General features: G+C 31.4%; 8 protein-coding genes and 2 pseudogenes. 5 read left to right on the forward strand and 5 right to left on the reverse strand.

Going from position 1 to position 9,522, the window contains the following annotated elements:
• Nucleotides 1-61 precede the first annotated feature (61 nt).
• The 3 genes and pseudogenes from MN581_RS09800 to trpS form a co-directional block, all read right to left on the reverse strand.
• A pseudogene (locus MN581_RS09800) lies at nt 62-712 on the reverse strand (transposase); the annotation flags it as partial.
• Between the two features lie 123 nt (nt 713-835).
• Complete coding sequence (locus MN581_RS09805; protein WP_117974232.1) at nt 836-1,408, reverse strand: ATP-dependent Clp protease proteolytic subunit; 573 nt, start codon at nt 1,406-1,408, stop codon at nt 836-838.
• Nucleotides 1,409-1,477: 69 nt separating this feature from the next.
• A complete protein-coding gene (gene trpS, locus MN581_RS09810; protein WP_241699693.1) occupies nt 1,478-2,497 on the reverse strand; it encodes a tryptophan--tRNA ligase in 1,020 nt (339 codons plus the stop codon).
• Nucleotides 2,498-2,841: 344 nt separating this feature from the next.
• On the opposite strand from trpS, the gene spxA reads away from it, so the two are divergent.
• The 3 genes from spxA to MN581_RS09825 all read left to right on the forward strand — a co-directional run bounded on the left by spxA (nt 2,842) and on the right by MN581_RS09825 (nt 4,714).
• Entirely contained in the window at nt 2,842-3,240 is a 399-nt protein-coding gene (spxA, locus tag MN581_RS09815) for a transcriptional regulator SpxA (protein WP_117974235.1), read from the forward strand.
• Nucleotides 3,241-3,445: 205 nt separating this feature from the next.
• Complete coding sequence (locus tag MN581_RS09820) at nt 3,446-4,135, forward strand: adaptor protein MecA (RefSeq protein WP_117974237.1); 690 nt, start codon at nt 3,446-3,448, stop codon at nt 4,133-4,135.
• 57 nt (nt 4,136-4,192) lie between these two features.
• Nucleotides 4,193-4,714 (forward strand): GtrA family protein, encoded by a 522-nt coding sequence (locus tag MN581_RS09825; protein WP_117974239.1) that lies wholly within the window; start codon nt 4,193-4,195, stop codon nt 4,712-4,714.
• A gap of 8 nt (nt 4,715-4,722) precedes the next feature.
• On the opposite strand, the gene epsC is transcribed toward MN581_RS09825, so the two are convergent.
• Nucleotides 4,723-5,469 (reverse strand): serine O-acetyltransferase EpsC, encoded by a 747-nt coding sequence (gene epsC, locus MN581_RS09830; protein ID WP_233519220.1) that lies wholly within the window; start codon nt 5,467-5,469, stop codon nt 4,723-4,725.
• Between the two features lie 8 nt (nt 5,470-5,477).
• Complete coding sequence (cysK, locus tag MN581_RS09835; RefSeq protein WP_117974243.1) at nt 5,478-6,410, reverse strand: cysteine synthase A; 933 nt, start codon at nt 6,408-6,410, stop codon at nt 5,478-5,480.
• Nucleotides 6,411-7,791: 1,381 nt separating this feature from the next.
• Between cysK and MN581_RS09840 the strand changes: the two genes are divergently transcribed.
• Complete coding sequence (locus MN581_RS09840) at nt 7,792-8,706, forward strand: hypothetical protein (RefSeq protein WP_117974252.1); 915 nt, start codon at nt 7,792-7,794, stop codon at nt 8,704-8,706.
• A gap of 115 nt (nt 8,707-8,821) precedes the next feature.
• Nucleotides 8,822-9,461, forward strand: a pseudogene (locus MN581_RS09845) (transposase); the annotation flags it as partial.
• Between the last annotated feature and the right edge of the window lie 61 nt (nt 9,462-9,522).

Genomic DNA, 9,522 nt, shown 5'->3' on the forward strand with positions numbered 1-9,522 from the left:
TATCACATGCCACTTGTGTGTCTTAGGCAAAGACTTGTTTATGTTCTCCTTTATGAAATCAGCCACTGTCAGCATCGTTTTTACTAATTTTTTTAACCTTTGTATTTGTCTCACTTTTTCTTTTCTTTTTAAGGGCTTTTTTAATTGTTTTTCTCTATCGATTTCAACTTCTTTTTGAAGTGATTTTACATAAAATAATGTGTCTTCAGTTATTTCTTTGCTTTCATACTTTTTATTATTTGCATGTGCTTTAATATGAGTCCCATCAATAAATATCTCAGACGTATCAATTAAATGAGCTTCTATACACTGCACACTGCGCTAAAATACCATAAAAAATTTGTTCAAAGATATCTGTTCCTTTAAATCTTCTTGAGTCATTTTTACCAAAAGTTGAAAAGTGAGGGACTGAGTCTTGGATATCTAAACCTAAAAACCATCTGTAAGTCATATTTACTTCGACTTCTTAAATCGTTTGTCTCATGCTCTTAATTCTGTATAAGTATTGCATCAAGGGAAGTTTGATTAACATAACTGGATCTAAACTAGGTCGTCCATTAGACTGATCATAATTATCTTCAACAAGTTGATAAATAAAACTAAAATTGACGTATTTGTCAATATCTCTTAAAAGATGTTCCTGTGGAACTAAGTCTTCTAATGAATAAAAACCTATTTGATTACGTTTACTCATATCTTGCTTTTTCAACATTAATAGTCACTCTTTTCCTCTATTTTACCAAAAAAAGACAAAGTATCGAAATTTATCAATACTTTGTCTACAGTCTGAAACTACTCATTATCATAATGAGTAGTTCTTATTTAGTTTAAATTGTTACTTTTCTAAATCACTAGCAGAAGAAATAATATTTGTCACAATACCATAATCTTTTGCTTCATCAACTGACATCCAAAAGTTTCGGTCAGTATCTTCTGCAACTTTTTCATATGTTTGTCCAGTTGCATCTGCAATTAAACGATTAATTCTTTCACGCATTTTGACAATTTCACGTGCTTCGATTTGAATTTCAGTACTTTGTCCTTGAACACCACCAGCTGGTTGATGAATCATAAAACGAGTATTTGGAAGAGAATAGCGATTTTCTTTTTTTGCTGCTAAGAAAATGGTAATTCCAGCACTAGCTACCCAACCAGTTCCTACCATTTTTACTTCCGGTTTAACAAATTTAATCATATCATGAATGGTATCACCAGCTTCAACGTGGCCACCTTGACTGTTGATATAAATCGTGATTGGTTCATCATTTAATGATGAAAGTAATAGTAATTGACTGCTAACTTCTTTTGCTAAATCTTGATCGATTCCTCCATAAATTAAAATAGTCCGTGTTTCAATCATTTTTTGAGTTAACATGGTATTTGTATCCATTTGTGTTTTATCTGACATAAAATAAAATCCCCTTTCAAGTCGTCATCTAGTAATAGTTTAGCATAAATACTTAAAATATACGCGTTATTAGTGTTTAGTTTTACGACCTAGACCAACTGCATTTTTCATTTTGCGTAATGTTTTATTAGCCACTTTTGATGCTTCAATTGCTCCATTATCTAAAATGGTTTGCAAGTCATCCGACTTTAATAACTCTCTATAACGAGCTTGAATAGGTTCTAGTGTTGAAACCACAACTTCCGCTAAGTCATTTTTAAATTCAGCATACCCAGTATCAGTATATTTTTTAACAAGTTCATCAATTGTAAAATCAGAAAAAGAAGAATAAATCACTAAAAGATTTGAAATACCAGGTTTATTTTCTACGTCGTATTCGATTTTTCCGCTCGAGTCAGTGACAGCTGAACGGATTTTTTTACGAATAATATTGGGCTCATCTAACATTGAGATAAATCCTTTACTATTACTATCTGATTTACTCATTTTTTTAGTAGGATCTTGCAAGCTCATGACACGTCCGCCAGCATTTTTGTCTGGAATTTTTACTTCAGGTAGAACAAGAAGTGGTTGATTTACATTTTCTGCGTACCGAGAATTAAAGCGTTCAACAAAATCTCTTGTTAATTCTAAATGTTGTTTTTGATCTTCTCCTACTGGTACTAAATCAGTATTATAAAGAATAATATCGGCAACCATTAGTGGTGGGTAAGTGAGTAAACCAGCACTAACGGAAGTTGCACCAACTTTTTGTGATTTATCCTTAAATTGTGTCATACGTTCCAATTCACCAAGAGATGTGTTACACTGTACAATCCATGCTGCTTCTGTATGTGCTGAAACCTCAGATTGGATAAAAACAGTTGCTTTTTCTGGGTCAATGCCCACAGCAAGATATAAAGAGGCTAGTTGTAAAATTTGTTTTCTTAGTTTTAAACGATCTTGTGGCACAGTAATCGCATGTTCATCTACGATACAAAAGAAACAATGGTAGTCGTTTTGTAGTTGGACGAATTGTTTCATCGCGCCAATATAGTTTCCAATGGTCGGAATGCCACTTGGTTGAATACCTGAAAAAATAGTTTTCATAAAATAATCATGCCTCCGTAAAATTTTTTAGTCATAAGTGTATTATACTAGAAATTAAGAATAAATAGGGAATAAAACGAAAGGAAATTTGATTTAAACGGCGGTCTTGTTATAAAACATATAAAAGTCGTTTTGAAACACACTAAAAGGATGAGATAAAGTGTTTTTTTATACGCTCGATATTCTAAAAAGGTATTTCGTTATTCTAAAAAAATATTAAGTTTAGTCATATAATGTAAAAAAAACCTAGTAATCATAGGTTTTTTATAGTACAATTTACACATACTAGATTTTAGTTAAATAAAATTTTTTCTACTTATTACTTGTGAAAGGAAGTGACAGATATGTTAAAATTATACACTTCACCCAGCTGTACATCTTGTCGAAAAGCGCGTGCTTGGCTACAAGAAAATCAAATAGAATTTGTTGAACGCAACATTTTTTCTGAGCCGTTGACACAAGATGAACTAAAGGAAATATTACGAATGACAGAAGATGGAACAGAAGAAATTATATCAACGCGTTCGAAAGTATTTCAAAAGTTAGATGTTGATTTAGACGAGTTATCACTTCCAGAGTTATTAGAATTAGTTCAACAAAATCCTGGATTATTACGTCGCCCAATTATGATTGATGAAAAACGACTTCAAGTAGGCTTTAATGAAGATGAGATTCGTCGTTTCTTACCAAGGGATGTTCGAGCAATTGAGTTAAAACAAGCACAATTGATGGCAGGTATTTAACAGATCATTTTGTATAATATAATTAAATAGCGAAACTGGTTATAAGAAGATGGATTTGACTTATGTTCAAATGTATCTTTTTTTTTCTTAAAAATTCTTAATTTTCGTAGGGAACATGGACGAAATAAAGGTGATTTTCTTTACTTTTTATTAATATACTATACAATGTAACTATATAAATAATTTTGAAAAGGGGTGTAGCCGTATGGAAATGGAACGAATTAATGAGAACACAATTCGAGTATCAATTGGAAATGATGATCTTGCAGAACGCGGAATTACTTTTTTAGATTTGTTAGGTAACCAAAAACAAATTGAGACTTTCTTCTATAGTATTTTAGAAGAGGTGGATGTGGATGAACAGTTCCAAGGGACCGACGCTGTAACGTTCCAAGTGCTACCCAATCATGATGGACTTGAATTGTTTATCAGTAAAAATGCGTCAATAGATGAAACGGCTGACTTTAGTGGACTAGATAATGGACAAGCAGATGGTTTTGTTGATTACCTCAAAAATCAAATGAATACTCCTGAAGCTAAAAGTTCTGTTGAAGAACCAACAGATAATGAAGAATTGAATTATTTAGAAGATAGCATGTTTGGTGCAACTTACGAAACAGTTTTTAAAGCAGCTGACTTTGAGGACATTGTGGAGCTAGCTAAAAATATTCAGTTATTAAATGTGTTATCATCGCTTTATTTTTATAATAACACTTATTATTTACAGTTAACTTTCTTGCTTGAAAATACTTCTAAGAATCAAGCCAAAAATGATGTCTCAAAAATATATGATTTTATGCAGTTAACTAACATTACAAAAGATGTACTGGATGAGTATGGGGAATTGGTTATTGATCGTAATGCATTAAGTATTTTAAAGCACTATTTTAAGTAAAGAATGTTTTCGGACATTCTTTTTTTATGAAATCAAGCCAAATTTGGAGGTGATAGAGTGATTAAACGACGCGAACTATTATGGTATAGTATCTTTGGAACGACTGCTACTTTTATCTATTTTTTTATTCGGTTTATGTCTAAAAATTGGACGGATAATGTGTTGATAACAGTTATGTTAGCCCAAAGTGTGGCAATCGTTTTTTCATTCTTCGCCAACAAGTTTTTTGTGTTTAAAAATACAGGATTAGGATTTGCCCGTTCGTTGAAGCAATTTATAGAATTTATTGCAGGTCGTTTTTTTGTGATTATGTTAGATTTAGGGATTGCCTACTTTTTTGTGGAAAAGTATAGTAGAGTAATGATTTCGGTACTTCATTTACAACGAATTAATTATCAACAATTATTATTCCGCCACCCATTAATTGGTCCGTATATGGGAAATGCTTATTTACTAAATGAATTTATTTTTACCGTCTTATCACAAGTTTTGGCTACAATCATCAACTATGTGGTTTCTAAACGAATTGTTTTTAACGCAAAAAAGAGCTATGAGGGAGAGTTGGTCTCTTCCTCATAGTTATTTTTTTAATAAGTTGAATTTTTATTTACAACCACAGTATTTTCAGGAACAGAACGTGTAATCCATGTTCCACTTCCAATGACTGTATTATCACCAATAAATGTGTCTCCTCCAAGAACAGTTGCTCCAGCATAAACAACCACACCATTGCCAATATTCGGGTGTCGTTTTCCATATTTTGCTAGAGACCCATCTTCCATTATGTTAAAGTTACGCACGCCTAAGGTGACATTTTGATAAATTCTGACATGCTCTCCTATCACAGTTGTTTCTCCAATGACGATGCCAGTTCCATGATCAATGAAAAAATACGCGCCAATTTGAGCTCCTGGATGAATATCTATCCCTGTTAAACTATGCATATTTTCAGATAACATGCGTGGCACAATCGGAACATCTAACAGATAGAGTTCATGAGCTAGTCGATGGATGCTAATAGCCTTAAACCCAGGATAAGTCAAAATGATTTCATCGGTGCTTTTTGCTGCAGGATCTCCTTGGTAGGCTGCTTGAATGTCTGTATCAATTAACTGTTTAATGTTTGAAAGACGTTGTGTTAATTTTGCTGCAATAACCTCACTTTGATTTTTTTGCTCAATAGTGAAAGATAATAACTGCTCAAGAGAATGATTAAAGGTTGATGTTGTCATCGTTTGGTCAGGTGAACCAAAAAATGCTGGAAATAGCAATGCGAAAAAGTCAGAAATAACCTGTTCGACGGCTTTATCCATCCCAATGTAATTCTTATTCATCATTTTTCCTATTCTGTAAACATAGGTGTAGATAAATAGCGTTCACCAGTATCCGGTAACAATACTACAATATGTTTAGTTTTATTTTCATCTCGTTTAGCTAGCTCCATTGCAGCACATACTACAGCCCCTGAAGAAATACCTGCAAGGACACCTTCTTGTTCTGCTAATAGTCGCCCAGTTGCAAAAGCATCTTCATTGGATACAGTGATAATTTCATCATAAACTGATGTATCTAAAATTGATGGAATAAAGCCTGCACCAATTCCTTGGATTTTATGGCTTCCAGCTACTCCAGTGGATAGGACAGCAGAGTCAGTTGGTTCAACAGCCACAATTTTGACGTTTGGATTTTTTTCTTTAAGGAATGTTCCAACTCCAGTAACAGTCCCACCAGTTCCGACTCCAGCAACAAAAATATCTACATTTCCTTCAGTGTCATTCCAAATTTCAGGTCCAGTTGTTTGGTAATGAATTTCAGGATTAGCGGGATTAGAAAATTGTGATGGAATAAAGCTATTTTTTATACTTTCAGCTAATTCTTCTGCTTTAGCAATAGCTCCTTTCATTCCTTTAGCTCCTTCAGTTAAAACCAATTCAGCTCCATAAGCTTTCATTAACTGACGGCGTTCAACAGACATTGTTTCTGGCATGACGATAATCAATTTATAACCACGAGCCGCTGACATCATAGCCAAGCCAATACCAGTATTTCCAGATGTTGGTTCGATGATGGTTGTTTCTTTTGTTAATTTACCTGCTTTTTCTGCTGCATCAAGCATAGCTTTGGCAATTCTATCTTTGACTGAACCACCAGGATTAAATGATTCGATTTTAGCTAGGATTGTTGCATCAAGCTTTTGGCTATCCTCCAAAGATGTTAATTCAAGTAAGGGAGTGTTTCCAATTAATTGATCAACTGATGTATAAATATTAGACATACAATTCTCTCCTTTTTATTAAAATATATTTAGCATAGTTTTTAGGTATATAAATTATAACGTGTTTAACTGACTATTCAAAATATAAAGTTCATATGAATGAAAAAACATTGAAGTAACAAAAAATGATTTTATTAATTTTGTAGATAAATTAATTAAAGAAATATAAGAGAAGCAACCATTAGATAGGAATAATCAAGAATTACAAAAGCCTCCATCTTATCAAACGTCTTAATAATTAAAAGAAAACATAGATATTTATAAAAAATGGTGAAGAATTAATTCAAGTGATTAATAAGAGATTCCGATGATTTTATTAGCAACGATTCGTGACCCACATGACCAAATAAAGAAATGTTAGGATTAAATATTAAGAAAAATTGATGATTCTAGTTATAGATAGTGATTATATCAATCGTTTAATATTATTATGTAAATATTTAGCAGTTTTACCTATAGGTATGTCGAATAGGTTGACATTCATAATATAAGCAAAGAAGATTATTTATATACATAGACTCTTTCTTATATCAGAAGTGAGTCTATTTTTATTTGTGTTTATAAATAATATTGTTACATTTGCTTAAGTTCATCTATTATCTTTTTCTTAAATGAAGTGGGGCTAATAATTTCAACTAGAAAACCTTGACTAAGAACCCAGAGAATCATTCCATTATTAAAAGCTCTGATTTCAAAGATTGTGTATTGATTTTTAACTATTTTTTTGATCACTGCTTGAGGAAAACAATCTAGAACTACTTCTTGGTATCCTTTGTAATGGAATGTAATAAGTTGAGTTATTTTCTTTACTGAAAACGAACGACTTGTTATAAGAATCTTTGCTATACCATGATGTTAAATAACGTTAATTAACTGGTTGTATTAAGCAATAGGTTATTACAATCATTTAACTCTAGATAAACTTCTAATCTCACGTTTTGATAGTCCAGTCCTTTAGTACCTCACGAATAATTTTAATATGTTCATTCTTTCAGTTATATTATATTTTTCGGTTAACTCATTAATTTGTCCTAATGCGATATGTTTATAAATTAAAAAGAATGAATTAAATAGTTATCATAATGTTTTATCTTTCTAGTGACATTATACGTTAGTACTAAGTAATGTTAATGATAAATAGTATAGTAATAATCTTATAGGAGATGGAAATGTCTACACTTTAAATATATAAATGTTATTATAAAAGTGTGTGTCTTTTTTTATTGGTATTAGAGTTTTTATTATTTATATTGGTTATATAGTTGAATTAAGTATCATTGATATTTTTTACAATAAATGATAGCAAGAATATCTTGTTGTAATTTGTAGGTTACTTAGGTGACTTGATTTAAAACAATTTAAGTATGGATGTATAGTTATTATGATGATAGGTGGCCTAGTTATTGTGCGTGATATTTTATTTTTAATGGGTAAATTTTTTTTGAGTCTACTTTTTGGGGCATTTCGTTTTAGTAGTAAAATGTTTAATATAATGATGGGTTTAACTGGCATACAAGCTGTGGAGGACACACATGTTAATAAGTATGGTGTTCAATTTTTGATGGTTGAACCTTATGAGTTAAAGCAAACATTTTTTTCTCGTAAAAAAGCAAAACACTTAGGGAAAGTTTATACTTCTAGGTTAAAAGAGGGAAGAGTTCAAGGAGCTTATGTTGTCATTAATCGTAGCATACTAATGGAAAGAAAAAATAAAGTCAATCGATCGATTTTTAGAAATGACGAAGATAGATATAATGCTTATGTACCAGGTTTTGATGAGGTTAGAAGTGAAAAAATAAAGTGTGATAAACGTATGCAAGCAATGTACCATCGAACACATCTTTTGCCTTTTCGATTTTGTTTAAGCGAGGGAGATGATATGACTAATTTATTATTCACAGGCACAGCTCATTTGAACAGTGGGAGTCGTCCACAGCTTCATTATTTTGTTCCAAATGATAATTTATTTAAAGATAGTTTTTATTATCGCCAACTATATTTGTCTGATTTATGTAAGACTAAAATAAGAAAAAAAAAGTTAATAAAAGAATCTAATATCACTATTCAACACATTTCTGCTCCCTCACCAGCACCAATTGGTAGTCATTATTCATTGGATGACTTTGAAAGAGTTGCGACAAGTTATATATTAGATCATCCTAATAATAGTTTTAAATATGGTGTTTTTTGTCATTATAGTGATGACGGCGTTATTCCTAGCAGTGTTTCTGTGTATTTAATAAATAATACTTTAAATAAAATGATTTTTTCTGTTGAATTACCAAATGTCTTTTAAAAAAGTCTCAAGGTCTTTATTAAGACCTTGAGACTTCAGACTGTAGACAAAGTATTGATAAATTTCGATACTTTGTCTTTTTTTTTGGTAAAATAGAGGAAAGAAGTGACTATTAATGTTGAAAAAGCAAGATATGAGTAAACGCAATCAAATAGGTTTTTATTCATTAGAAGACTTAGTTCCACAGGAACATCTTCTAAGAGATATTGATAAATACGTCGATTTTAGTTTTATTTATCAACTTGTTGAGGATAAATACGATCAGTCTAATGGACGACCTAGTTTAGATTCAGTTATGTTAATCAAACTTCCCTTGATACAATACTTATACGGAATTAAGAGCATGAGACAAACGATTAAAGAAGTCGAAGTAAATATGGCTTACAGATGGTTTTTAGGTTTAGATATCCAAGACTCAGTCCCTCACTTTTCAACTTTTGGTAAAAATGACTCAAGAAGATTTAAAGGAACAGATATCTTTGAACAAATTTTTTATGGTATTTTAGCGCAGTGTATAGAAGCTCATTTAGTTGATACGTCTGAGATATTTATTGATGGGACTCATATTAAAGCACATGCAAATAATAAAAAGTATGAAAGCAAAGAAATAACTGAAGACACATTATTTTATGTAAAATCACTTCAAAAAGAAGTTGAAATCGATAGAGAAAATCAATTAAAAAAGCCCTTAAAAAGAAAAAAGTGAGACAAATACAAAGGTTAAAAAAATTAGTAAAAACGATGCTGACAGTGGCTGATTTCATAAAGGAGAACATAAACAAGTCTTTGCCTAAGACACACAAGTGGCATGTGATA

Origin of the sequence: Vagococcus sp. CY53-2 (genome assembly GCF_022604695.1) — a bacterium.
Taxonomy (GTDB): domain Bacteria; phylum Bacillota; class Bacilli; order Lactobacillales; family Vagococcaceae; genus Vagococcus.